The following is a 23172-nucleotide window of genomic DNA, read 5'->3' on the forward strand; positions in this document are numbered from 1 at the left end:
CCGTTGTTGGAAGGTGCGGAAATGCTGACTAAATGTGAAGGAATCGTGCTCCGTACGAATGACTACGGGGAGACGAATAAAATCGTGACATTGCTGACGAGGGAACACGGCAAAATCGGCGTCATGGCAAGGGGCGCCAGGAAGTCAGCCAGCCGGCTGTCAGCAGTCAGCCAGCCGTTTTTGTACGGGTCATTTTTAATGCAAAGAACATCCGGACTCGGCACGCTCCAGCAGGGTGAAATGATTCTCAGCATGAGAACGATCAGAGAAGATTTATTTTTGACGGCGTATGCCGCTTTTATCGCTGAACTCACTGACAAAGGAACGGAAGAGAAGAAACCGAACCCCTATTTATTCGAATTGATTCTTGAATCCTTTAAGAGGCTGAATGACGGGACTGACCCGGACGTGATCACCTTCATCGTGCAGATGAAAATGCTCGGCGTCATGGGGCTGTATCCGGAGCTGAATCATTGTGTCCACTGCAAAAGCGGGGAAGGGACGTTTCATTTTTCGATAAGAGATAACGGTTTTATCTGCCACCGCTGCTTTGAAAAGGATCCGTACAGAGTTCCGATTTCGCCGCAAACGGCAAGGCTGCTAAGGCTTTTTTATTACTTTGATATCGGAAGGCTCGGCAGCGTCTCGTTAAAACAGGAAACCAAAAACGAAATTAAACAGGTCATTGATCTGTATTACGAGGAATATTCAGGACTTTATTTAAAGTCAAAACGGTTTTTAGACCAGATGGAAAGCATGAAGAACCTTTTGGATGAAAACAAAAGTTGACATTCTGCCCATCTTTTTATATGATCATTTATTATAAAATATGTTGCAGTGACAGAAAGAAGTACTTGCGTCCAACTCATACAAGCGACCTTAGGACAGTGTAAGCTAAGGATGAGCGCGCAACGAAAGGCATTCTCGAGCAACCCTTTAAAAAGAGGCTGAGTGATTCACATCCTCAGCAACTAGGGTGGAACCGCGGGAGAACTCTCGTCCCTATGTTTGCGGCCGGCAAGCATAGAGACGGGAGTTTTTTGGTTGCCGCCGCACTTGTAAAAGAATGGAGAAAGTGGAGGTGCTTGAAATGAACATTCAAGATATGATTTTAACCTTGCAGAAGCACTGGTCGAATGAAGGCTGTGTGCTCATGCAGTCGTATGATGTGGAGAAAGGCGCAGGCACAATGAGTCCGTATACATTTTTACGAAGCATCGGGCCGGAGCCGTGGAGAGTGGCTTACGTTGAGCCGTCCAGACGGCCTGCGGACGGACGGTACGGTGAAAACCCGAACAGGCTCTATCAGCATCACCAATTTCAAGTCATTATCAAGCCGTCGCCTGATAACATTCAAGAGCTTTACCTTGATTCATTGCGTGCGCTCGGCATTGACCCGCTTGAACATGATATCCGTTTCGTAGAAGACAACTGGGAAAACCCGTCTTTAGGCTGTGCAGGTCTCGGCTGGGAAGTATGGCTTGACGGGATGGAAATTACTCAGTTTACATACTTCCAGCAGGTGGGCGGAATTGAATGTAAACCGGTGTCCGTTGAGATCACATATGGTATTGAACGTCTCGCGTCATATATTCAGGATAAAGAAAACGTCTTTGATCTTGAATGGACGTCAGGATTTACTGTGAAAGATTTATTTATGATGGCTGAATATGAGCATTCCGTTTATACTTTTGAAACATCTGACGTGGATATGCTTTTCCATTTGTTCAGCACCTATGAAAAAGAAGCGATCAGACAAATGGATAACGGGCTTGTGCATCCGGCCTATGATTATGTGCTGAAATGCTCTCACACATTTAATCTGCTTGATGCAAAAGGCGCGATCTCGGTGACAGAGCGGACGGGTTATATCGGCCGTGTCCGCAACTTAGCGAGAAAAGTGGCAAAAACGTATTATGAAGAACGGGAAAAATTAGGGTTCCCAATGCTTAAAGAGGAGGGCTCTTCCCATGAGTAAACAAGACTTGCTTTTAGAGATCGGACTCGAGGAAATGCCGGCGCGGTTTTTACATGACAGCATGGTGCAGCTCGGTGAAAAGCTGACCGGCTGGCTTGCTGAAAAAAATATCGCCCACGGCGAAGTGAAACTTTTTAATACGCCGAGACGTCTGGCAGTATATATAAAAGACGTAGCAGAAAAACAGGCTGATATTCAGGAAGAAGCAAAAGGCCCTGCGAAAAAAATCGCTCTGGATGCTGACGGAAACTGGACAAAAGCCGCTATCGGATTTTCAAAAGGCCAAGGCGCCGGAGTGGATGACCTGTATATAAAAGATGTAAACGGCACGGAATATGTCTTCGTTCAAAAATTCCAGGCGGGACAAGAGACGAAGACACTTTTACCGCAGCTGGAAAATTTGATTGCCGGAATGCATTTTCCGAAAAACATGCGCTGGGGCACGCAGGATCTGCGTTATATCCGTCCGATCAAATGGATTGCCGCCCTCTTTGGAAAAGATGTCATTCCGTTTGAAATCACAAATGTCGAGACGGGCCGGAACACGCAGGGACACCGCTTTCTCGGCCAAGAAGTATCTGTTGATGCGCCGTCATCATACGAAAAGCTGCTGAAAGAACAAAGCGTCATTGCTGACCCGAAAGAACGCAAACAAATGATCCAAAGCCAGCTGGATGCGCTTGCGGCCAAGAAGAAATGGAACATTCCGGTCGATGAGGATCTGCTGAACGAAGTCAACCATCTGGTGGAATATCCGACGGCGCTTTACGGATCTTTTGAATCCGAGTTTCTTTCTATCCCTGAAGAAGTGCTCGTGACAACAATGAAAGAGCATCAGCGCTACTTCCCGGTAAAAGATGAAAACGGGAATCTGCTTCCTCATTTTATTACGGTGCGAAACGGGAACAGCCATGCAATTGAAAATGTTGCCCGCGGAAACGAGAAAGTGCTGAGAGCAAGGCTTTCAGATGCTGCGTTCTTCTACAAAGAAGACCAAAAGCTGAACATTGATGAGAACGTGAAGAAACTGGAAAATATCGTTTTCCATGAAGAGCTCGGCTCCCTTGGAGATAAAGTAAGAAGAGTGGTCACCATTGCGGGCAAACTTGCCGTCCGCCTGAAAGCGGATGAACAGACGCAAAAACTTGTGAAGCGCGCCGCAGAGATTTCTAAATTTGACCTGGTTACACATATGATCTATGAGTTCCCTGAGCTTCAAGGCGTGATGGGAGAAAAATATGCGCGCATGCTCGGTGAAGATGAAGCCGTCGCTGCCGCTGTCAATGAGCACTATATGCCGAGAGCGGCCGGGGGAGAAGTGCCTTCAACCTTTACCGGCGCGGTCGTGGCGTTAGCTGATAAACTGGACACGATTGCTTCCTTCTTCAGCATTGACGTAATTCCGACAGGTTCTCAGGATCCGTACGGATTGCGCCGTCAGGCAAGCGGCATTGTTTCCATTCTGATCGACCGCAACTGGGGCATTTCTTTTAAAGAACTGCTGTCGTTGACAGAAACGGAAAAAGAAAATGAACTCCTCGATTTCTTTACACAGCGTCTGAAATACGTCTTAAACGCCGAAGACATCCGTCATGACGTTATTGAAGCCGTTCTGGACAGCACAGAACTTGAGCCGTATGCAGCCGTTCATAAGGCAAGAGTGCTTGAGAAGCACCTCGGCACACCCGGCTTTAAAGAAACGGCTGAATCACTCGGCCGGGTTATCTCCATCAGTAAAAAAGGCGAGAGCCGCGATATCAAGCCGGATCTGTTTGAAAATGAACAGGAGAAAAAGCTGTTTGACGCTTATGAAAAAACAAAAGACAGTGTCGCGGAAAGCTTTGCCTCCAAAAACTATGAACAGGCGCTTGCCGTGCTCAGCGGATTAAAAGAGCCGATCGAAGATTACTTTAATCACACGATGGTAAATGCGGACGATGAAGCATTAAAAACCAACCGTTTAGCGCAAATGACCGCTCTTGCAGATGTAATCAAGTCTTTTGCTAATATGAATCATCTTATTGTAAAATAAAGAAAAAGACGGTTGCTGTGTGATCGGCAATCGTCTTTTCCCCTTTTACATAAACATCACAGAATGAAAACATAGATAAAGAAACCCTTCCATAAAGGTGGTGAGTACGATCGAATTAAATAAACGGCAAGAACAAATTTTACAGATTGTAAAGGAAAACGGCCCGATTACCGGAGAGCATATCGCAGAACAGCTCAATTTAACGAGGGCCACGCTGCGGCCGGACTTGGCCATACTCACCATGTCAGGCTTCTTAGAGGCCCGTCCGCGGGTCGGTTATTTTTATACGGGGAAAACGGGAAATCAGCTGCTTGCGGATAAATTGAAAAAGCTGCAAGTGAAAGATTTTCAATCGATCCCTGTTGTCATCAATGAAAATGTCTCGGTATACGATGCCATCTGCACCATGTTTTTAGAAGATGTCGGCACGTTATTTGTCGTAGATCGTGATGCTGTCTTAGTCGGTGTGCTGTCACGCAAAGATTTGCTGCGGGCGAGCATCGGCCAGCAGGAACTTGCCTCAATACCGGTTCATATTATCATGACAAGAATGCCGAATATCGCCGTCTGCCGGCGTGATGATTATGTGATGGACATCGCCAAGTATTTAATTGAAAAACAGATCGATGCCCTGCCCGTTATTAAAGATACGGATAAAGGCTTTGAGGTCATCGGCCGGTTTACCAAAACGAATATGACTAAGATACTTGTCAGTTTATCAGAAAATGAAATCATATAAGCTTGAAAACTAACGGGGGGATAACATGGACAATCGCATCATTTATGTAGTATCAGACTCAGTCGGAGAAACCGCCGAACTCGTTGTAAAAGCCTCGCTTAGCCAGTTTAACGGCTCAGCCGATGATACGCATATCAGACGAATACCTTATGTGGAAGATATCGGCACCATTAATGAAGTCGTGTCTCTCGCCAAAGTGGACGGCGGCATTATTTGTTTTACGCTCGTTGTTCCTGAAATGCGCAAATACCTGGTTGAACAAGCGGAAAAAGCGAATGTGCTGTATTACGATATTATCGGTCCGCTCATCGATAAAATGGAATCGGCTTACGGTCTGACCGCCAAATATGAACCGGGCCGCGTCCGGCAGCTTGATGAAGATTATTTCAAAAAGGTCGAGGCGATCGAGTTTGCCGTCAAATATGACGATGGCAGGGATCCAAGAGGCATTTTAAAAGCCGATATCATCCTGCTCGGAGTATCCAGAACGTCTAAAACCCCATTATCACAATATCTTGCCCATAAGCGTCTGAAAGTGGCCAATGTGCCGATCGTTCCTGAGGTCGATCCGCCGGAAGAACTGTTCAGCGTTGATCCGAAAAAATGCATCGGCTTAAAAATCAGCCCTGATAAACTGAACCATATACGTAAAGAACGGTTAAAATCTCTCGGCTTAAATGACAAAGCCATTTACGCCAATATCAACAGAATTAAAGAAGAGCTGGAGTATTTTGAGAAAATCGTGAACCGGATCGGCTGCCAAGTCGTTGACGTTTCGAATAAAGCGGTCGAAGAAACAGCGAACATCATTCATCATCTCAAAACAAAGGGCCGATAACTCAGGACGCTTTATCCTGGGTTTTTGGGTATGCAAATAGGGAATAAACAAAAAGGATGGCATCTTCGCGAAGTTTGTATTATAATAAAAAATTGTGATAAAATGTTTATTTTTAGGTTTAAGCTTCGTGTGATACGAATAAACTATTATGGGTAAGATGTCAAGAATAACTCCCGGAAATTTTTCGACAAAGCTCAAAATAGATCCGCAGTCATGGAGCATATGCGATTTCGCTTGTTTTTATGCAGGAGATTGATGGAGGGATGGAGAATTAGTCTTCTAAATGAAAAAGAAAAGACGATTTTTGTCGATGCAGACGCATGCCCCGTAAAAGAGGAAATAATGCTCATTGCATCGCAATTCAGCGTTCGGGTTATTTTCGTCGCATCATTTGAACACTACCAGCTTTCCAGAAGCAAAGACGAGAACTGGGTATACGTTGATCCTCATAAAGAAGCGGCAGATTTATATATCGCAAACCATGTGAGATCGGGAGACGTCGTAGTCACGCAGGATATCGGTTTAGCATCTCTTTTGCTGAACAGAAATATTGCCGTCTTATCGGAAAGGGGCCGTTCTTATACTGAAGACACGATTGACTTCGCTCTGATGAGCCGTCATATGTCAGGCAAAATGAGAAGAAGCGGCATTCATTCCAAAGGACCTAAAAAATTAAATAAAGAAGATCGGAATCGATTTGTTACCCTGCTTAAAAAAATCCTGTCGAATGATGAAGGGATTTCAAATCAAAACATCGAATAATGTACGACGGAGTGTTATAAGATGGGAAACCGCATACCAGATGAAGTAGTTAATCAGGTGCAGCAGTCAGCAGACATTGTTGAAGTCATAGGTGATTATGTCCAATTGAAAAAGCAAGGCCGCAACTACTTTGGGCTCTGTCCGTTTCACGGGGAAAACACGCCCTCGTTTTCCGTCTCCAGCGATAAGCAGATCTTTCATTGCTTCGGATGCGGAGCGGGCGGGAACGTTTTCTCTTTCTTACGGCAGATGGAAGGCTATTCATTTACGGAAGCTGTTTCTCACCTTGCGGATAAATATCAGATTGATTTCCCTGATGATATAACGATTCACTCTGCATCCAGGCCTGAATCTTCCGGAGAGCAGAAGATGGCGGAAGCCCACGAGCTTCTGAAGAAATTTTACCATCATTTGCTAATAAATACAAAGGAAGGCCAGGAAGCGTTAGATTACCTTTTATCAAGGGGTTTTACGAAAGAGCTCATAGATGAGTTTGAAATCGGCTACGCGCTGGATTCCTGGGATTTCATGACGAAATTCTTGAAAAAGCGCGGTTTTGAGGAAGAAATGATGGAAAAAGCGGGTCTGCTGATCAGAAGGGAAGACGGCAGCGGGTATTTTGACCGTTTCAGAAACAGAATTATGTTTCCCATTCATGATCACCACGGAGCCGTGGCGGCTTTTTCAGGAAGGGCGCTCGGAAGCCAGCAGCCGAAGTATATGAACAGCCCGGAAACGCCGCTGTTTCATAAATCTAAGCTGCTGTATAACTTTCATAAGGCGCGCCTGCCGATCAGGAAAGAGGAGAGAGCCGTTCTGTTTGAAGGCTTCGCTGACGTCATATCCGCCGTCAGCTCAGGCGTAAAAGAAAGTATTGCCACAATGGGGACGTCGCTCACCGAAGAGCATGTGAAAATTCTCAGAAGAAATGTTCAGGAGGTCATTCTCTGCTACGATTCGGATAAAGCCGGGTACGAAGCTACGCTGAAAGCGGCCGGCCTGCTCCAGAAAGCCGATTGTAAGGTAAGAGTAAGCATGCTGCCTGACGGGCTTGATCCTGATGATTATATCAGAACCCGGGGCGGAGAAAAATTCCGGACCGATATCATTGATGCAAGCGTTACGGTCATGGCTTTTAAAATGCAATATTTCCGCAAAGGGAAAAACTTATCTGACGAAGGAGACCGGCTCGCTTATATGAAAGAAGTGCTGAAAGAAATCAGCGCTCTTTCCGGGTCGCTTGAGCAGGAAATGTATGTGAAGCAGCTCGCCTCTGAATTTTCTCTTTCGGTAGAATCTTTGACGGAACAGCTTTCCATCTACGCCAGACAAAACGCCCCCGGCGACAAAAACGCCGAACCGCAGACAAGACGGGCCCGGGTGACGACAAAAGCGAAACGGCGCCGTCTCCGTCCCGCCTATGAGAACGCGGAAAGACTTCTGCTCGCTCATATGCTGAGAGACCGAAACGTCATAAAGAAAGTGATTGAGCGTGTCGGCTTTGAATTTAACATTGACGGACATCGTGCGCTGGCAGCATACCTGTACGCTGTTTATGAAGAGGGTGCTGACATGACGCCGCAGCATCTTATGGCGAGAATGCAGGATGAGGAAATCAGCCAGCTGCTTTCAGATATAGGGATGCTCCAAGTAAACGAGGAGCTCTCAGAGGCCGAGTTATCCGATTACGTAAAAAAAGTGTTGGATCACCGAAAATGGTCAATGATAAAGGAAAAAGAAGCAGAAAGAGCGGATGCGGAGAGGCAGAAAGACTTCGTGAAAGCTGCGTCTCTGGCTCAAGAAATTGTTGCATTGAACCGATCATTAAAGTAACACCAAAAAGAGGCTTGCGTTCTGATTGGCAATGATTCCTTGCGGAGGAGCAAATAGATCGCTTAACCTCATCATGAATTGTCATTTATTATCCGCAGCCCTGCATGCTGAAAAAGAGAGAAGGCTTCCGGGTCGGATAAGAAACATACCGCTTTTAGAATTCGTTGCAAGCTTTGGAAGGAGGGATCCATAATGGCTGATAAACAAACCCACGAAACAGAAACAGAACTTACATTAGACCAGGTAAAAGAGCAGCTTACTGAAACTGGAAAAAAACGTGGCGTTTTAACATATGAAGAAATTGCTGAACGCATGTCCAGCTTTGAAATTGAATCAGACCAAATGGATGAGTATTATGAATTTTTAGGAGAACAAGGTGTTGAATTAATTAGTGAAAATGAAGAAACGGAAGATCCTAATATTCAACAGCTTGCCAAAGCCGAAGAAGAATTTGACCTTAATGACCTCAGCGTACCGCCTGGCGTAAAGATCAATGATCCAGTCCGCATGTACCTTAAGGAAATCGGACGGGTAAATCTTCTTTCTGCTAAAGAAGAAATCACCTACGCTCAAAAAATTGAAGAGGGTGACGAGGAATCTAAACGCAGACTGGCTGAAGCAAACCTTCGTTTAGTTGTCAGCATTGCTAAACGGTATGTCGGCCGCGGCATGCTTTTCTTAGACTTGATCCAAGAAGGAAACATGGGTCTCATGAAAGCCGTCGAGAAGTTTGACTACCGTAAAGGATATAAATTCAGTACGTATGCGACTTGGTGGATCAGACAGGCGATTACACGCGCCATCGCTGACCAGGCGAGAACAATCCGTATCCCGGTTCACATGGTGGAAACCATTAACAAATTAATCCGGGTGCAGCGTCAGCTTCTTCAGGATCTTGGCAGAGAGCCGACACCGGAAGAGATTGCTGAAGACATGGATCTTACGCCTGAAAAAGTCCGTGAAATATTAAAAATTGCTCAAGAGCCGGTTTCTTTAGAAACGCCGATCGGTGAAGAAGACGACTCACATCTCGGTGATTTTATCGAAGACCAGGAAGCGACATCTCCGTCGGATCATGCGGCATATGAGCTTTTAAAAGAACAGCTGGAAGATGTGCTGGATACGTTGACAGATCGTGAAGAAAACGTGCTGCGTCTCCGTTTCGGTCTGGATGACGGACGCACAAGAACTTTAGAAGAAGTCGGCAAAGTGTTTGGAGTAACGAGAGAGCGTATTCGCCAAATTGAAGCAAAAGCGCTTCGCAAATTGAGACATCCGAGCAGAAGCAAACGTCTGAAGGATTTTCTCGAATAGAATGGAACGGGTCTTTTTGATCCGTTCTTTTTTGTGTATAAGATATATGGATAATATACCTTTATTTTACTGGATAAGCATATGTTTTGCAAATGGGTTCGGAAAAAATGCGGCATGTCCTGAAAGGGGGAGAATCAGATAAGTTTATTTATATTCTTTATTGTAAGCGTATACAATTCATTATACAATAGAATAAAGATAATTTTGTGATAAACAAAACAGTTATTTTTGCTTTTTGTATAAATTGTGAAATCAATGAAATTGCTGAGCAAGACCATTTACTTTTTGTAAAAATAAGTTAGAATTAGAAGTGTTTACATAGGGGGAGAATGAAAAAGGGGGATGGAGATATGAAGTGGAATCCGCTGATTCCTTTTTTGCTCATTGCAGTGCTGGGAATAGGGCTGACTTTCTTTTTAGCTGTAAAAGGCAATGGAGATGCGCATCAGATCGCAAGCGGCGGTGAAAGCAAAAATGCCGAGAAGGAAACTGCAAACGCTTCACCTGAAGAGATTTATAAAGCGAACTGCATCACCTGTCACGGAGAAAACTATGAAGGTGTGTCAGGGCCGAACTTAAAAGGCGTCGGCAAAAGAAAAGATGTCGCTGAGATTAAAACAAAAATTGAAAAAGGCGGCAACGGGATGCCCGCGGGCCTTGTGCCGGCCGAAAAGCTGGATGACATGGCAAAATGGGTTTCTGACATTAAATAAAGCTTTACCGGTCCCTATATAAAAGACATATGAAAAACTCTATCCGCCGCTTGGATTCCGGGCGGTTTTTTTATATGATAGTAAAGGAAAAAGAACCTGAGAAAAGTTGTGATATTGTGAATGAAATGAAGTTATCTAAAAGATTGCAGTCTGTGGCGGAATATATCCCTCCGGGTGCCCTGGTTGCTGATATCGGGTCAGACCACGCGTATCTTCCTTGCTATGCAGTTTTGAATCATTTGGCAAGCCGGGCAATCGCCGGTGAAATTACAGACGGGCCGTATCTATCCGCCAAACAGCAGGTGGAAAAACTGGACTTAAGCACTCTTATCTCCGTAAGGAAAGGTGACGGGCTGAGCGTCCTTGAAAAAGGAGAAGCCGGCGCCATTACAATCGCTGGCATGGGCGGAGCACTGATCGCTCATATTTTGGAATCGGGGAAAACGAAATTGACGGGGCGTGAACGGCTGATTCTGCAGCCGAATATTCATGCCGTTCATATAAGAGAGTGGCTGTATCAGGAAGGCTATGAACTGCTTGATGAAGTGATTCTCGAAGAAGACGGAAAGTGTTATGAAATCCTCGTTGCGGAAACTGGCGACCGTGATGCGCCTTATCGGGATGTGCCGATGGCTGCCGGAATGCTTGCGGGTCCGTTTTTATTAAAAGAGAGGAATGAAGTGTTTCTTCGGAAATGGAGCCAGGAACTTAAGCATACTGAGCAAATTTATGAACAGATCAGCCGCAGTGCAAAGCATGAAAATCATGAAAAATTAGCTGAATTGAAAGAGCGGATTTCTCTGCTGAAGGAGGTAATCGGACATGCCTAAACATGTGAACGGACAGGAAATCATCCAGCTGTTTGAACAATTTTCACCGAAGGCTTATGCGGTGGAAGGAGATAAAATCGGACTGCAGATCGGTACATTGAATAAGCCGGTGAAAAATGTCATGGTGACACTGGATGTTTTGGAACAAACGGTAGATGAAGCCATTGAGAAAAAAGTTGACTTAATTATCGCCCACCATCCGCCGATTTTTCGGCCGCTTAAACAGATCACCACTGATCAACCGGGCGGAAGACTGATTGAGAAATGTATAAAGCATGATATTGCCGTATATGCGGCTCATACGAATCTTGATGTAGCGGACGGCGGTGTTAACGATCTGCTTGCCGAAGCTCTCGGCCTGACAGACACAGAAGTGCTCGTCCCGACATATTCGGACCCGATGAAAAAACTTGCCGTATATGTTCCGAAAGACTATGAAGAAGCTGTAAGAACCGCGCTCGGCAACGCCGGAGCGGGACATATCGGCAATTACAGCCATTGCGCGTTCTCTTCTGAGGGAATCGGGAGCTTTAAGCCGCTGGAGGGGGCAGACCCGTTTATCGGACAGACGGGAGAGCTGGAACTCGTCCATGAAGTGAGACTTGAGACCGTTTTTCCGGCAAGTATGGAGAAAACCGTCGTAAAAGCGCTGAAAAAAAGCCATCCGTATGAAGAGGTGGCGTATGATATTTATCCGGTGGAGCAGTCTCCGCTTGAAAAAGGCCTCGGCCGGATCGGAAAACTTCAGCAGGACATGACGCTTGAAGAGTTTGCTCTGTTTGTGAAAGAAAAGTTTGACGTTAACGGAGTCCGGATGGTCGGAGAGCGAAACAGCAAGGTGAAAAAGGTCGCGGTTCTTGGCGGGGACGGAAATAAATATATTTATCAGGCAAAGCGGAAAGGTGCAGATGTTTACGTGACGGGCGACCTTTATTTTCATGTAGCGCATGATGCGATGATGATGGGATTAAACGTCGTGGACCCGGGGCATTATGCTGAAAAGATCATGAGAAAAGGCACGGCTGAGAAGCTTACGGCAATGGCCGGAGAGAAAAACTATGACGTGCGCATTTTCGCTTCCGAAACAGATACAAACCCATTTACCTTCTTATAAAAAAACTGAGGCCCCGGGCCTCAGTTTTTTATTTTTACTTTCGGAAGGATTTTTTTGAGCGGCACACTGTGTTCAAGCTGCCATGTCGATTCATCGTTGTGGTCAAACTGCTCTAAAAAGCGGATGACTTCCTTTGTAATCGGTGTCGGTGTTGATGCGCCTGCGGTAACGGCGACGGTATTGACGTCTTTCAGCCATTCGAGCTTCAGTTCACTGATGTCTCCGATTCGGTAGGCTTTTGTTCCGGCGATCTCTTCTGACACTTGAGCCAGCCTGTTGGAGTTATTGCTTTTCGGATCGCCGACAACAATGGTTAAGTCCGCTTTTTTTGCCTGCTCCGATACAGCTTCTTGACGAACCTGTGTGGCCAGGCAGATTTCCTGATGGTATTCCACGTGCGGGTACTTTTCTTTGACTGATTCCATAATATCGTGGACGTCCCACTGGGACATTGTCGTTTGGTTTGTAACGATTAATTTCTCAGCCTGAATATCGAGATTTCTGACGTCTTCTTCTGTTTCAACGAGATGAACGATTTCAGGAGCGACGCCGACGGCTCCTTCAGGCTCGGGGTGGCCTTTTTTGCCGATGTATATGACATGATAGCCTTCAGCTTTTACTTTTCGGATTAAGTCATGTGTTTTCGTGACGTCCGGGCATGTGGCGTCAATCGTAACAAGCCCTTTTTCCTCAGCAGCTTTTCTTACTTCCGGAGATACCCCGTGAGCCGTGAAAATAACGGTTCCTTTTTCCACCTGCTTTAAAATCTCCAGACGGTTTGTGCCGTCAAGCGTGTAAATGCCGTCTTCCTCAAACGCATCTGTGACATGCTTATTATGAACAATCATTCCGAGTATATATATAGGTCTTGGCAGTGTTTTATCGAGTGACGCGTTTTTGGCTATGACCATGGCATCAACAACGCCGTAACAGTAGCCGCGCGGCGATATTTTGATAACGTCCAATGTAGATGTCCTCCTATCAAAAGTGAGTGTAGAGGCAATATAAAAAGCCGTAGTTAAACGGCTCAAATCTTGCATTCTTCTGATCTCATTATAGCTAATCTTTCGTGAGATATCAAAGAATGTTAAATATATAATTTCGGCGTTGATCTGCCCGATGTTCTTTTTGGACGCGGCTGTTCCGTTGATTCTGCCTGTGCGGCGTCTTTTTCTTTTGAAGCGGATGCTTTTTCAGACGTCTTCTTTGATGTTTTGGATGAGGCGTCTGATTTGTTTTCATCTTCTGTTTCATCTGTTTTTTCGGCTTCATCCTTTTTGTCCTGTTCGTCTGTTTCTTTTGTCTCGTCAGATTCATTCTCATCATCGCTGCTGCTTAATTGGCTGTAAAGCTTCATCATGGCGGGCAGACTCCGTACTAAAGGACCGTACTGCTGGATCATCGGCGTAACCTGCTGCGCCACGCCGAGCACCTTCTGAACGTTGCCGAGCATGCTCGACAGGGATGCCGGACTTGCCAGGTTCTGTATTCCCTGCAGTCCTGCACCTGCTCCTCCGCTGGCCGCCGCCGGTGCCGACGCGGCAGCGCTTCCTCCTCCTGAACCGGGTAAAAAACGGGAAAGCATCCCTTTTAAGCCCCCTCCGCCGCCCGTGCCTGCGTTTCTCAGGCCCGCTCCGGCAATCTGCTGCTGAGGGAAAAGCTGCCGGCCCTGCTGCATCAGCTGCCGGCCCGGCAATGACGGTCTTCCTCCCATCCTCATACGCGGATTCATCAACGGCCGGCCCTGCTGCGCCATATTTCTCATCGGCTGCTGTGGAAACATACTTGTACCTCCTTTCTGTCTCTCTGCTATTACAATATGCATCGGAGGGGGCATTTGCTTTTCTGTCTTGAAAACAGGATTCCCCCAAGACATGGTGTTTTTAAGTAAAATCGGTTATAATGTGATGATGGACACAGAATGTGCCGCTTTAAGGAGCTGGGAAAAATGAAAGAAACTAAATTTGATGGATACAACTTAAAACCGTTTATTATAGATGCAGTTCACCGCCTTGGTTTTTATGAACCGACAGATATTCAAAAGCGGCTGATACCTGCCGTACTGAAAAACGAAAGCGTGATCGGGCAGTCCCAGACGGGGACGGGGAAAACCCACGCCTATTTATTGCCAATTTTGAATCGGATTGATCCGGGTTCTGATACGGTGCAGGCTGTTATCACGGCGCCGACGAGAGAGCTTGCCAATCAGATTCATCAGGAAGCGCTCAAAATCACACAGGGTGCGGAAGATGAGCCGATCCGGACAAAATGCTTCATCGGCGGGACGGACAAGCAAAAATCAATTGATAAGCTGAAAACACAGCCTCATCTCGTCGTCGGAACGCCGGGCCGGATCGCGGATCTGATTAAGGCGCAGGCATTGAACGTCTATAAAGCGCAGTCTCTCGTCATTGACGAAGCAGATCTGATGCTTGACATGGGCTTTTTAGAAGACGTTGATTACATCGGATCACGGATGCCGGAAGAACTTCAGATGCTTGTGTTCTCAGCTACGATTCCGGAAAAGCTGAAGCCGTTTTTGAAAAAGTATATGGAAAATCCGAAGTACGCGCATGTTGAGCCGAAAAGAATCACAGCCGAAAAGATTGAACATGTTTTGGTTCCTTCTAAACAGCGTGATAAAGACAAACTGCTTTTTGATATGATGTCTCATCTGAACCCTTATCTGGGCATTGTGTTTGCCAATACGAAAAACACGGCTGACCATATTGCGAAATACCTGACTGAAAAGGGCATGAGGATCGGTCTTCTGCACGGGGGATTAACGCCGCGTGAGCGTAAGAAGGTAATGAAGCAGATTAATGATCTGGAATTCACTTATGTCATTGCGACAGACCTTGCGGCAAGAGGAATTGACATTAAAGGCGTAAGCCACGTCATCAACTATGAGCTTCCGGACGATCTGGATTTTTATGTTCACCGCGTCGGGAGAACCGCACGCGCCGGTTCATCAGGCCAAGCACTGACCATTTATGAGCTTTCTGACGAAGATGCGCTCGTAAGACTCGAAAAGATGGGTATTGTGTTTGAATATGCGGAGCTTGTAAACGGCGAATGGAAGAAAGGCGATGACCGCCACCGCCGCAAAAATCGCAAAAAGACGGCAAATGAGGCTGACCAAATGGCGAAACGCCTTGTGAAAAAGCCGAAAAAAGTAAAGCCGGGCTATAAAAAGAAAATGAGCTACGAAATGGAAAAAATCAGAAAGAAGCAGAGAAGAAACCAATCTAACAGAGGAAAGTAGGGGGAATCGGGTTGCTGAAAATAGGCTCACACGTCTCAATGAGCGGAAAACATATGCTCCTTGCCGCAAGCAAGGAAGCCGTTTCATACGGGGCGAACACATTTATGATCTATACGGGCGCTCCCCAAAATACGCGCCGCAAAAAAATTGAAGACTTGAATATTGAAGCGGGCCGCGCCCATATGAAGGAAAACGGCATCGACGAGATTGTCGTGCATGCGCCGTACATCATTAACATCGGAAATACGACAAATCCGGCAACGTTTGAGCTGGGCGTTGATTTTCTGCGTTCTGAAATTGAAAGAACGGCAGCGATCGGCGCGAAACAGATCGTGCTTCATCCAGGGGCGCATGTCGGAGCCGGGGCTGAGACGGGCATCAAAAAAATCATTGAAGGTTTAAACGAAGTGATTGTTCCCGGTCAACACGTGCAGATTGCGCTGGAGACAATGGCGGGCAAAGGATCAGAATGCGGAAGAAGCTTTGAAGAGCTGGCCGAGATCATTTCGGGGGTTACGCATAATGAACATCTATCCGTCTGCTTTGACACTTGTCACACCCATGATGCAGGATATGATGTCGCCAATGATTTTGACGGCGTTCTTAACGAGTTTGATAAAATCGTCGGTATCGATCGGATAAAAGTCCTTCATGTGAATGACAGTAAGAATATTAAAGGCGCCCGGAAAGACCGCCATGAAAATATCGGGTTCGGAGAGATCGGTTTTGACGCTCTGCAGTACATCGTTCATCACGAGCAGCTTGCCGATATTCCGAAAATCCTCGAAACACCGTATGTAGGCGAAGACAAGAAAAATAAGAAGCCGCCGTACCGTTTTGAAATCGAAATGCTGAAAGAAAAGCAGTTTGATCAGGAGCTTCTTAAAAAAATATCAGCTCAATAAAAAAGGAGGGGGAATTGCCCCTCCTTTTTTACCCTGAGAATTGATTGAAAAGTTCGTCAACTTTCCGAGCCGTTTCTTTTGAGGTTATCGTTTCCACTTTTTTCAGCAGGCGAAGCCGCTCCTGTTCATCAAAAATATTGATGTTTTTTCCGTGCATCAGAGCCGCTACCTCAGCCGCTTGACTTCTCGTAATGCTGATTCCGTATTGCTTGGAATATTTCAGAAGATCGTCCGCAGTGACTTGATTGAGCCGCTGCAAAATAATTCTTTGTATTAAAATCATCGATACTATCACCTCTTTAGACATAATGTATTGAGCAAATCATTAAAATGTTACGGCTTTTAATGGTAAAATGAAGTTGCTTACTGTTTAAAATAGTTATTACAGGAAAGGAGATTTTATGACTCCAAATAAACAGCACAAAAGAGAATCATTTTTACACTTTATCTTCAGGGTCATCATGATTCTGATCGGGGCGGGTTCAGCCGCCGTAAGTATTGAATTGTTTCTGGTCCCTAATAATTTTATCGACGGAGGCATTATCGGTGTTTCATTAATTTTAGACCACCTCTTTATGTCCAATCCCCTCCTCAATTTCGCCTTATTCGTTGTGTTACTCAACATTCCATTTATGATTTTCGGATATAAATATATCGGAAAAACATTTCTCATCTCTACTGTTATCGGAATTGTCGGTTTAGCGCTGATTGAATCCTCCTTGCACCATGTGGAGGCCATTACGACCCAGCCTATTTTGGCGACGGTATTCGGCGGGCTTTTGCTCGGTTTCGGGGTAGGCCTTGTCATCCGAAACGGAGGCTCGATGGACGGTACTGAAATACTCGGTATCCTTCTCACAAAAAAGCTGCCCTTCTCAGTCGGAGAATTCGTTATGCTCATCAATGTGTTTATTTTTATTTGGGCCGGTTTTGTGTTCGGTCCGGAGCAGGCGATGTATTCTTTCATGACTTATTATATTGCCATGAAAACGATTGACGCCGTCATCCAGGGGCTTGATGAAACAAAAGCGGTCATTATTGTGGCAGATCAGTATGCGGAAATTTCAGATGCAATCTTGCATCGGCTTGGAAGGGGAACCACCAAGCTTCAGGGAAAAGGCGGATATACGGATGAATCCAAAGAAGTCATTTACGCGGTCGTGACAAGGCTTGAAGTGACTAAATTGAAATCCATTGTGTTTGAAATTGATAAAAACGCCTTTATTACGATCATGAATACCCATGAAACGAGGGGCGGTAAGTTCAAAACCGCGATTCACTAGGCTTTCATTTACTTTTCATCATTTTATAGGTATAATTTGATACATCATAAGAAAATGGCCTGCTGTTCAGACAGCTGCCATTTTCTTTTTGGAGCGATACCGTGTTGTAAAGGGGAGGTCCTCATGAACGTACAAGAAGCGTTGAACCTGCTGAAAGAAAAAGGGTATAAATATACGAGTAAGCGAGAAGACATGCTGCAGCTTTTTGCTGATTCTGATAAATATCTGACCGCCAAAAACGTGCTTGCCGCATTAAATGACGACTATCCGGGTCTGAGCTTTGATACCATATACAGAAATCTTTCGTTATATGAAGAACTCGGCATTTTGGAAACGACGGAGCTTTCCGGAGAAAAACTGTTCCGTTTTACATGCTCTTATACCCATCATCATCACCATTTTATCTGTTTAACCTGCGGGAAAACGAAGGAAATTGAGTCCTGTCCGATGGATAAGCTGCACGATGATTTGGAAGGGTATGAAATCAGCGGCCATAAGTTTGAAATTTACGGCACCTGTCCGGCGTGCCGATAAAAAACCTCCTGCTTATACAGGAGGTTTTTTTTCAGCTTTTAACATGCTGAAAGCTGTGTTTGTTTTTATTAATCCAGGCGACGGCTTCAAGCCAATTCTGCACCCTGATAATATTGGAATCGATGGGGAGCTGATTATATGGGGAGTTAAAAAGGATAACCGGAATGCCTGCTTCTTTTGCGATCATTGTCGCGTTGCCGTGGTGATCTTCGAAAAATAAATCAATGCCGTGTTTTTTGACGGCTTCCACTTTGTGATGGCCTCCGACAAGCTCAATGTGATCGTAATGAATGTCCCGGTTTGCAAACCAGTCCAGCGTAACATCTTCTAAGTGGCCGCGTCTTGCCGTAATGTAGATAAGACGGTGCTCTTCTTTCAGTCCGTCCAGTGCCTGCTTGGCAAATTCCGCGAGCTTCGCTTCTTTATATATGGCTGCTTCATGAACGTTCATCCATTCCCAAAATTCCTCGTCTGTAATGTTCAAAAGCTTCGTCAGATCATAATCAGTCATATCATCCAAGGTAATGGAAAGATGAAATGAGCGGTTTAAATAAGGGACAAATGTATCCTGTGCCGTAACTGTGCCGTCAATATCTATACCTAACCGTAACATGTCCACACTCCTATAAATTCATCCCTTCAAGTGTAACATAAACAATTAACAATACCAGAAAAGTTTAGCAAACATGAATTCGTAAAAAACGCGGAAACTAAAAAAGCTCCTTTCATAAAAGAAAAAGGGGGAATTGAAGGTGGCATACGATTACGAAAATCGAAAAGGCAACGATTACTATGTAGATCATGGATCGGAAGGAACCGATATCACGCGTGATGTTTATTCAGAAGAAACAGCGGCCGAAATCTCAGAGCCATATCGTGCTTCTGACCGGGCAGCAGACCGTGATGATAATCGGGACGGAGTAAGTGAAGGCCGGGGGATAGGGTATGCAGCATTGGCTATTTCTATCATTTCCCTGTTTGTGCTCCCTGTTTTATTAGGGGCATGCGGCATTATCGTCGGCTATATCGCCAGAAGAAGAGGAGCAGGCGCTTTAGGCGGATGGGCGATGGGAATCGGTATTGTTTCCCTTGTGCTTGGCATCTTCATTACACCGTTTTTTTAACACAACGCAAAAAAAAGCTTGGCGGAATATCCGTCAAGCTTTTTGTGTTTCTTGTTCTGCTTTTGCTTTTTCTGCTTCAAGCTTTGCATAGTGTTCTTCTGCCAGCTTGTCGATTTCTTTTTTGAGCTCTTCGACCATTGTTTCTTCAGGGACTTTGCGGACGATTTGGCCTTTGCGGAAAAGAAGTCCTTCGCCGCGCGCGCCGGCAATCCCGATATCGGCTTCTCTTGCTTCGCCCGGTCCGTTAACGGCACATCCGAGAACCGCTACTTTAATCGGCGCTTTGACTTTAGAAATGTATTCTTCCACTTCATTTGCGATGCTGATGAGATCAATTTCGATCCGTCCGCATGTCGGGCATGAAATAAGCGTAGCCGCGTTTGAAGCAAGACCGAATGATTTCAGCAGTTCTCTGGCTACTTTTACTTCTTCAACAGGATCGGCGCTCAGAGAGATCCGGAGCGTGTTACCGATTCCTTTGCTTAAAATCGCTCCGAGTCCGGCCGCGCTTTTTACCGTTCCGGCAAACAGCGTGCCCGATTCTGTAATTCCGAGGTGAAGCGGATAATCAAATGCTTTTGACGCTTTTTCGTATGCTTCTATGGCGAGATTGACGTCAGAGGCTTTCATGCTGACGATGATGTCATGAAAGTCAAGGTCTTCCAGGATTTTGATATGATGAAGCGCACTCTCAACCATTCCGTCAGCAGTCGGATAGCCGTATTTTTCTAAAATACGCTTTTCCAAAGATCCCGCGTTTACGCCGATCCGGATCGGAATTCCTTTTTCTTTCGCCGCTTTTACGACGGCTTCCACTTTTTCGCGCCGGCCGATGTTACCCGGGTTGATTCTGATTTTGTCGGCCCCGCCCTCAATTGCTTTTAATGCAAGCTTGTAGTCAAAATGAATATCGACAACGAGAGGGATGGAAATTTGTTTTTTGATGTCGGCAATCGCGTTAGCGGCGCGTTCGTCCGGACATGCCACCCGGACAATTTGGCAGCCGGCTTCGGCTAAACGGTTGATTTCCGCAACTGTTGCTTCTACGTCGTGTGTTTTGGTCGTCGTCATACTCTGAATGACGACTTCGTTATTTCCGCCTATTGTTAAAGGTCCCACTTTGACGGGACGCGTTTTTGTACGATGTGTGATTTCACTCACTTGTCAATCGCTCCTTAATTGTAGTTACCGCTTTTGCAGGCTGAGCCTTTTACATGTCAGGCAACTTCTATTTACATGTTATATTGTAACAGTGTATTTGCCGAACTGACAAGAAATTAACGTTTAATTGCGGTAGACGGGGAATTTATAAGCGGTGCCTGCCTGAATGGCATTTGCTTTTACATTCGGATTCAGCGCCTCAAAATCTTGTGCAATATCATCTGGCGCTTTATGTGCGCCGACTATCGACATCACCGTATCGCCTTTTTTGACCGTAACCGTTCTGTATGAAGCTTCCTGTTGTGCTGGCTGTGCCGCCGCTGCGTATGCTGGAAGGTCTTGAGAAGGGATCGTGCCGATTTTAAGATCGTAAAAGATAATGAATATCACAAATAAACTGCCGAATACAAAAGTAAGCCGCTTCATTCCAACCGCCTCCCGCATACATTTTTACTTCATTGTATGCTTGTCCCGTTTTGTTCATGACAAAAAAGAAGACCGCCGGGGGCAGTCTTTGTTACACAGCTGTTTTTCTTGGCGGTATCTCTTTTAAGACGAGGAAAAGGATGATAAAGTTTACAAACCAATTCACTAAAAATTCACTCGGCACCGTAATAACAAGCGCGCGCATGATCGTAAAGAATATGGTCGAAAGTGTAATGGAATAAGCCGAAAGCTTCCAGAGCTGCTGGTAATTCAATGTCTTTCTTTGCGCATTTTTCAATATCAGGCCGATGACGGCGAGAAATGATACTTCAATGAATTTGCCGGCCGCTGTCATGATGAACAGCAAAACGGACAGGACGGTGACGATCATTGTTTTATTTTGGTTTAATGCTGATATGATTTCTTTTTTTGTGATATCGGCAGGCATCAGCGAATAATTCATTTCTGTCGCCTGTCCGTCTACAGCAAGCACCATTTTATTTTTCAAAATGCCGATCGCATTTTGTTTCGCCGCTATTTGTTTCGCGCCGTAAGCATCTGTGGGATCAAACACGATGACGAACCCGTTCGCTTCCGTTTCCTTAGAGGCGGATGCTTTCGTCTGCAATTCTCCGTTTGAAATGCTGAAATCAGGGAAATCTTTCTTTAACACGGTTTTGAAACCGTTCATTGAGTTTACGGTGCCGGAGCAAAGGTAATAAGCGCTTGGCAGCGTAAAAAGGACAGACAGCAAAAATACATAAAGGATCGCTTTTCCTATCCCCTGAAACCGTGTTTTTGCAATATCTGCCGGAGAGTATGTACTTTTCAATAAAGCCGTAAATATGTTCAACATCTTCACTTCCTAGCCTAAACTGGTATATGTTGCTTATTGTATCGTTCACAGGGGATGAACACAAGTGAGAGTATTTAAAGCGGTGATAAGGAATCATACATAATAAGATAAAGCGGGAAGCGGTGATCGCCCGCAAAACAAAGGAGGGTGTTTTTGTCATGAGTGTTTTGTATTGGCTGATTATCATTGCGGTCTTCGTCATTGCTTTTATCGGGCTTGTATATCCGGTGATTCCAAGCGTTATTTTTATTGTGGCCGGTTTTCTTCTCTACGGATTTTTGTTTTCCTTCAGTCCTTATTCTTACCTGTTTTGGCTCATTGAGGCGGTATTTGCGGCCGTTTTATTTGCAGCTGATTATGTGTCAAATTTACTTGGCGTTAAAAGGTACGGAGGAAGCAGGGCGGCAATCTGGGGAAGCACGATCGGATTGTTGATCGGGCCCTTCGTTATTCCTGTGGCAGGCATTATAATAGGCCCGTTTATCGGTGCTGTCTGCGCTGAGGTGTTTGTTCATCAAAAGGATATCAAGTCCGCGGCAAAAGTGGGGCTCGGCTCGTTAATCGGCTTTTTAACAAGCGTGGCGGCAAAAGGCGTCATTCAGCTCTTTATGATCGGATATTTCTTATGGACGGTGCTTTAGAAAGGTTTAATTTCGGCAGTGAACGGATAAAGTGTAATATGTCTGCTGGAATCGCCGGATTGTGAGCTTTTTCATTGATTACCATGCTTTCTTTTGTTACATTGAGATTAGAAAAGTTCGCGTTAAGCGGCATTTCAGTACATATATTTAAAGGAGGAAAAAAATTATGGCTTACAAACTTCCAGAATTGCCTTACGCTTATGATGCTTTAGAACCTCATATCGATAAGGAAACGATGACGATTCATCATACGAAGCACCATAACACATACGTGACAAACCTCAACAAAGCGATCGAAGGATCAGCGCTTGCAGAGAAATCTGTAGATGAGCTTGTTGCTGATTTGAACGCAGTGCCGGAGGACATCCGCACAGCTGTCCGCAACAATGGCGGCGGACATGCCAACCACTCTTTATTCTGGACTCTTTTATCTCCGAACGGCGGAGGCGAACCGACTGGTGAGCTTGCTGAAGAGATCAAAAGCACGTTCGGAAGCTTTGATCAATTTAAAGAAAAATTCGCCGCCGCAGCAGCCGGCCGTTTCGGCTCTGGCTGGGCTTGGCTTGTTGTAAACAACGGCAAACTTGAAATTACAAGCACGCCAAACCAAGATTCACCGCTTTCTGAGGGTAAAACGCCTGTCCTCGGTCTTGATGTTTGGGAGCATGCGTACTACCTGAACTACCAAAACCGCCGTCCTGATTACATTTCAGCTTTCTGGAATGTTGTGAACTGGGATGAAGTTGCCCGTCTTTACAGCGAAGCAAAATAAATAGTTCGATAAAACAAGGTCTCCCGCGGGAGGCCTTGTTTTTTTATTGACT

The 23172-nt window shown here is 45.4% G+C and carries 25 protein-coding genes; 18 read left to right on the plus strand and 7 right to left on the minus strand.

What is annotated here, in order from left to right; genetic code table 11:
• The first annotated feature begins 21 nt into the window (after positions 1 to 21).
• The 11 genes from recO to ACWJJ5_RS12425 all read left to right on the plus strand — a co-directional run bounded on the left by recO (position 22) and on the right by ACWJJ5_RS12425 (position 12153).
• Positions 22 to 789, plus strand: coding sequence for a DNA repair protein RecO (gene recO, locus ACWJJ5_RS12375; protein WP_003152982.1), 768 nt, complete (start codon positions 22 to 24; stop codon positions 787 to 789).
• A 301-nt stretch (positions 790 to 1090) separates the two neighbouring features.
• Positions 1091 to 1978 (plus strand): glycine--tRNA ligase subunit alpha, encoded by an 888-nt coding sequence (glyQ, locus tag ACWJJ5_RS12380; protein WP_003152984.1) that lies wholly within the window; start codon positions 1091 to 1093, stop codon positions 1976 to 1978.
• A complete protein-coding gene (glyS, locus tag ACWJJ5_RS12385; RefSeq protein ID WP_146277183.1) occupies positions 1971 to 4010 on the plus strand; it encodes a glycine--tRNA ligase subunit beta in 2040 nt (679 codons plus the stop codon). The genes glyQ and glyS overlap by 8 nt, the downstream gene beginning before the upstream one ends.
• A 100-nt stretch (positions 4011 to 4110) precedes the next feature.
• Entirely contained in the window at positions 4111 to 4749 is a 639-nt protein-coding gene (ccpN, locus tag ACWJJ5_RS12390) for a transcriptional regulator CcpN (RefSeq protein ID WP_003152989.1), read from the plus strand.
• Between the two features lie 25 nt (positions 4750 to 4774).
• Complete coding sequence (locus tag ACWJJ5_RS12395) at positions 4775 to 5587, plus strand: pyruvate, water dikinase regulatory protein (protein ID WP_146277181.1); 813 nt, start codon at positions 4775 to 4777, stop codon at positions 5585 to 5587.
• A 255-nt stretch (positions 5588 to 5842) separates the two neighbouring features.
• Positions 5843 to 6349 carry a YaiI/YqxD family protein gene (locus tag ACWJJ5_RS12400; protein ID WP_014418404.1) on the plus strand — a complete coding sequence of 169 codons (507 nt, stop codon included), beginning with the start codon at positions 5843 to 5845 and terminating at the stop codon, positions 6347 to 6349.
• A gap of 21 nt (positions 6350 to 6370) precedes the next feature.
• The gene (dnaG, locus tag ACWJJ5_RS12405; RefSeq protein ID WP_003152996.1) at positions 6371 to 8182 is read left to right on the plus strand and encodes a DNA primase; all 1812 of its coding nucleotides are present in this window, start codon (positions 6371 to 6373) and stop codon (positions 8180 to 8182) included.
• A 192-nt stretch (positions 8183 to 8374) separates the two neighbouring features.
• Positions 8375 to 9496, plus strand: a complete 1122-nt coding sequence (gene rpoD, locus ACWJJ5_RS12410) for an RNA polymerase sigma factor RpoD (protein WP_003152998.1) — start codon at positions 8375 to 8377, stop codon at positions 9494 to 9496.
• A gap of 350 nt (positions 9497 to 9846) precedes the next feature.
• Entirely contained in the window at positions 9847 to 10209 is a 363-nt protein-coding gene (gene cccA, locus ACWJJ5_RS12415; RefSeq protein ID WP_003152999.1) for a cytochrome c550, read from the plus strand.
• 125 nt (positions 10210 to 10334) lie between these two features.
• Entirely contained in the window at positions 10335 to 11039 is a 705-nt protein-coding gene (locus tag ACWJJ5_RS12420; protein ID WP_038460841.1) for a tRNA (adenine(22)-N(1))-methyltransferase, read from the plus strand.
• Positions 11032 to 12153, plus strand: a complete 1122-nt coding sequence (locus ACWJJ5_RS12425; RefSeq protein WP_017418165.1) for a Nif3-like dinuclear metal center hexameric protein — start codon at positions 11032 to 11034, stop codon at positions 12151 to 12153. Before ACWJJ5_RS12420 ends, ACWJJ5_RS12425 begins: the two co-directional genes overlap by 8 nt.
• A gap of 20 nt (positions 12154 to 12173) precedes the next feature.
• On the opposite strand, the gene ACWJJ5_RS12430 is transcribed toward ACWJJ5_RS12425, so the two are convergent.
• Positions 12174 to 13118: a 4-hydroxy-3-methylbut-2-enyl diphosphate reductase gene (locus ACWJJ5_RS12430; RefSeq protein WP_003153006.1), complete on the minus strand. Its 945-nt coding sequence runs from the start codon at positions 13116 to 13118 to the stop codon at positions 12174 to 12176.
• A gap of 122 nt (positions 13119 to 13240) precedes the next feature.
• Positions 13241 to 13936, minus strand: coding sequence for a VrrA/YqfQ family protein (gene vrrA / locus ACWJJ5_RS12435; RefSeq protein ID WP_454022439.1), 696 nt, complete (start codon positions 13934 to 13936; stop codon positions 13241 to 13243).
• Positions 13937 to 14101: 165 nt separating this feature from the next.
• On the opposite strand from vrrA, the gene ACWJJ5_RS12440 reads away from it, so the two are divergent.
• Together ACWJJ5_RS12440 and ACWJJ5_RS12445 are read left to right on the plus strand one after the other, a co-directional pair.
• Entirely contained in the window at positions 14102 to 15418 is a 1317-nt protein-coding gene (locus ACWJJ5_RS12440; protein WP_017418162.1) for a DEAD/DEAH box helicase, read from the plus strand.
• Positions 15419 to 15429: 11 nt separating this feature from the next.
• Positions 15430 to 16323, plus strand: a complete 894-nt coding sequence (locus ACWJJ5_RS12445; RefSeq protein WP_367069088.1) for a deoxyribonuclease IV — start codon at positions 15430 to 15432, stop codon at positions 16321 to 16323.
• 28 nt (positions 16324 to 16351) lie between these two features.
• Here the strand turns inward: ACWJJ5_RS12445 and ACWJJ5_RS12450 are convergent, their stop codons facing one another.
• Positions 16352 to 16606: a DUF2624 domain-containing protein gene (locus ACWJJ5_RS12450; RefSeq protein WP_003153013.1), complete on the minus strand. Its 255-nt coding sequence runs from the start codon at positions 16604 to 16606 to the stop codon at positions 16352 to 16354.
• 118 nt (positions 16607 to 16724) lie between these two features.
• Here ACWJJ5_RS12450 and ACWJJ5_RS12455 point away from each other — a divergent pair, with 118 nt between their 5' ends.
• Positions 16725 to 17606 carry a YitT family protein gene (locus ACWJJ5_RS12455; RefSeq protein ID WP_003153016.1) on the plus strand — a complete coding sequence of 294 codons (882 nt, stop codon included), beginning with the start codon at positions 16725 to 16727 and terminating at the stop codon, positions 17604 to 17606.
• 123 nt (positions 17607 to 17729) lie between these two features.
• Positions 17730 to 18140: a Fur family transcriptional regulator gene (locus ACWJJ5_RS12460; RefSeq protein ID WP_003153018.1), complete on the plus strand. Its 411-nt coding sequence runs from the start codon at positions 17730 to 17732 to the stop codon at positions 18138 to 18140.
• Between the two features lie 31 nt (positions 18141 to 18171).
• Here ACWJJ5_RS12460 and ACWJJ5_RS12465 read toward each other — a convergent pair whose 3' ends face one another.
• Entirely contained in the window at positions 18172 to 18753 is a 582-nt protein-coding gene (locus tag ACWJJ5_RS12465; RefSeq protein ID WP_007408297.1) for a nucleotidase, read from the minus strand.
• A 133-nt stretch (positions 18754 to 18886) separates the two neighbouring features.
• Between ACWJJ5_RS12465 and ACWJJ5_RS12470 the strand changes: the two genes are divergently transcribed.
• Entirely contained in the window at positions 18887 to 19264 is a 378-nt protein-coding gene (locus tag ACWJJ5_RS12470) for a DUF308 domain-containing protein (RefSeq protein ID WP_087920773.1), read from the plus strand.
• Positions 19265 to 19297: 33 nt separating this feature from the next.
• On the opposite strand, the gene ispG is transcribed toward ACWJJ5_RS12470, so the two are convergent.
• The 3 genes from ispG to ACWJJ5_RS12485 all read right to left on the minus strand — a co-directional run bounded on the left by ispG (position 19298) and on the right by ACWJJ5_RS12485 (position 21707).
• Positions 19298 to 20416: a flavodoxin-dependent (E)-4-hydroxy-3-methylbut-2-enyl-diphosphate synthase gene (gene ispG / locus ACWJJ5_RS12475; RefSeq protein WP_169510269.1), complete on the minus strand. Its 1119-nt coding sequence runs from the start codon at positions 20414 to 20416 to the stop codon at positions 19298 to 19300.
• 132 nt (positions 20417 to 20548) lie between these two features.
• The gene (locus ACWJJ5_RS12480) at positions 20549 to 20851 is read right to left on the minus strand and encodes a LysM peptidoglycan-binding domain-containing protein (RefSeq protein WP_003153022.1); all 303 of its coding nucleotides are present in this window, start codon (positions 20849 to 20851) and stop codon (positions 20549 to 20551) included.
• 91 nt (positions 20852 to 20942) lie between these two features.
• Positions 20943 to 21707 (minus strand): DUF1189 domain-containing protein, encoded by a 765-nt coding sequence (locus tag ACWJJ5_RS12485; protein ID WP_014418394.1) that lies wholly within the window; start codon positions 21705 to 21707, stop codon positions 20943 to 20945.
• A gap of 158 nt (positions 21708 to 21865) precedes the next feature.
• Between ACWJJ5_RS12485 and ACWJJ5_RS12490 the strand changes: the two genes are divergently transcribed.
• A complete protein-coding gene (locus ACWJJ5_RS12490; protein ID WP_017418157.1) occupies positions 21866 to 22348 on the plus strand; it encodes a DUF456 domain-containing protein in 483 nt (160 codons plus the stop codon).
• Positions 22349 to 22514: 166 nt separating this feature from the next.
• Positions 22515 to 23120: a superoxide dismutase SodA gene (gene sodA, locus ACWJJ5_RS12495; protein ID WP_003153025.1), complete on the plus strand. Its 606-nt coding sequence runs from the start codon at positions 22515 to 22517 to the stop codon at positions 23118 to 23120.
• Positions 23121 to 23172 lie beyond the last annotated feature (52 nt).

The organism is Bacillus sp. JK74 (assembly GCF_053663395.1).

Bases quoted from the DNA above. Each gene is read 5' to 3' on its own strand.
- ACWJJ5_RS12395 (WP_146277181.1), top strand. From the start codon at position 4,775: ATGGACAATCGCATCATTTATGTAGTATCAGACTCAGTCGGAGAAACC.
- sodA (WP_003153025.1), top strand. From the start codon at position 22,515: ATGGCTTACAAACTTCCAGAATTGCCTTACGCTTATGATGCTTTAGAA.
- rpoD (WP_003152998.1), top strand. From the start codon at position 8,375: ATGGCTGATAAACAAACCCACGAAACAGAAACAGAACTTACATTAGAC.
- ACWJJ5_RS12440 (WP_017418162.1), top strand. From the start codon at position 14,102: ATGAAAGAAACTAAATTTGATGGATACAACTTAAAACCGTTTATTATA.
- ACWJJ5_RS12450 (WP_003153013.1), bottom strand. From the start codon at position 16,606: ATGATTTTAATACAAAGAATTATTTTGCAGCGGCTCAATCAAGTCACT.
- recO (WP_003152982.1), top strand. From the start codon at position 22: ATGCTGACTAAATGTGAAGGAATCGTGCTCCGTACGAATGACTACGGG.
- ACWJJ5_RS12465 (WP_007408297.1), bottom strand. From the start codon at position 18,753: ATGTTACGGTTAGGTATAGATATTGACGGCACAGTTACGGCACAGGAT.
- ACWJJ5_RS12420 (WP_038460841.1), top strand. From the start codon at position 10,335: ATGAAGTTATCTAAAAGATTGCAGTCTGTGGCGGAATATATCCCTCCG.
- dnaG (WP_003152996.1), top strand. From the start codon at position 6,371: ATGGGAAACCGCATACCAGATGAAGTAGTTAATCAGGTGCAGCAGTCA.
- glyQ (WP_003152984.1), top strand. From the start codon at position 1,091: ATGAACATTCAAGATATGATTTTAACCTTGCAGAAGCACTGGTCGAAT.
- vrrA (WP_454022439.1), bottom strand. From the start codon at position 13,936: ATGTTTCCACAGCAGCCGATGAGAAATATGGCGCAGCAGGGCCGGCCG.
- ACWJJ5_RS12485 (WP_014418394.1), bottom strand. From the start codon at position 21,707: ATGTTGAACATATTTACGGCTTTATTGAAAAGTACATACTCTCCGGCA.
- ACWJJ5_RS12490 (WP_017418157.1), top strand. From the start codon at position 21,866: ATGAGTGTTTTGTATTGGCTGATTATCATTGCGGTCTTCGTCATTGCT.
- ACWJJ5_RS12455 (WP_003153016.1), top strand. From the start codon at position 16,725: ATGACTCCAAATAAACAGCACAAAAGAGAATCATTTTTACACTTTATC.
- ACWJJ5_RS12425 (WP_017418165.1), top strand. From the start codon at position 11,032: ATGCCTAAACATGTGAACGGACAGGAAATCATCCAGCTGTTTGAACAA.
- cccA (WP_003152999.1), top strand. From the start codon at position 9,847: ATGAAGTGGAATCCGCTGATTCCTTTTTTGCTCATTGCAGTGCTGGGA.
- ACWJJ5_RS12460 (WP_003153018.1), top strand. From the start codon at position 17,730: ATGAACGTACAAGAAGCGTTGAACCTGCTGAAAGAAAAAGGGTATAAA.
- ACWJJ5_RS12480 (WP_003153022.1), bottom strand. From the start codon at position 20,851: ATGAAGCGGCTTACTTTTGTATTCGGCAGTTTATTTGTGATATTCATT.
- ACWJJ5_RS12400 (WP_014418404.1), top strand. From the start codon at position 5,843: ATGGAGGGATGGAGAATTAGTCTTCTAAATGAAAAAGAAAAGACGATT.
- glyS (WP_146277183.1), top strand. From the start codon at position 1,971: ATGAGTAAACAAGACTTGCTTTTAGAGATCGGACTCGAGGAAATGCCG.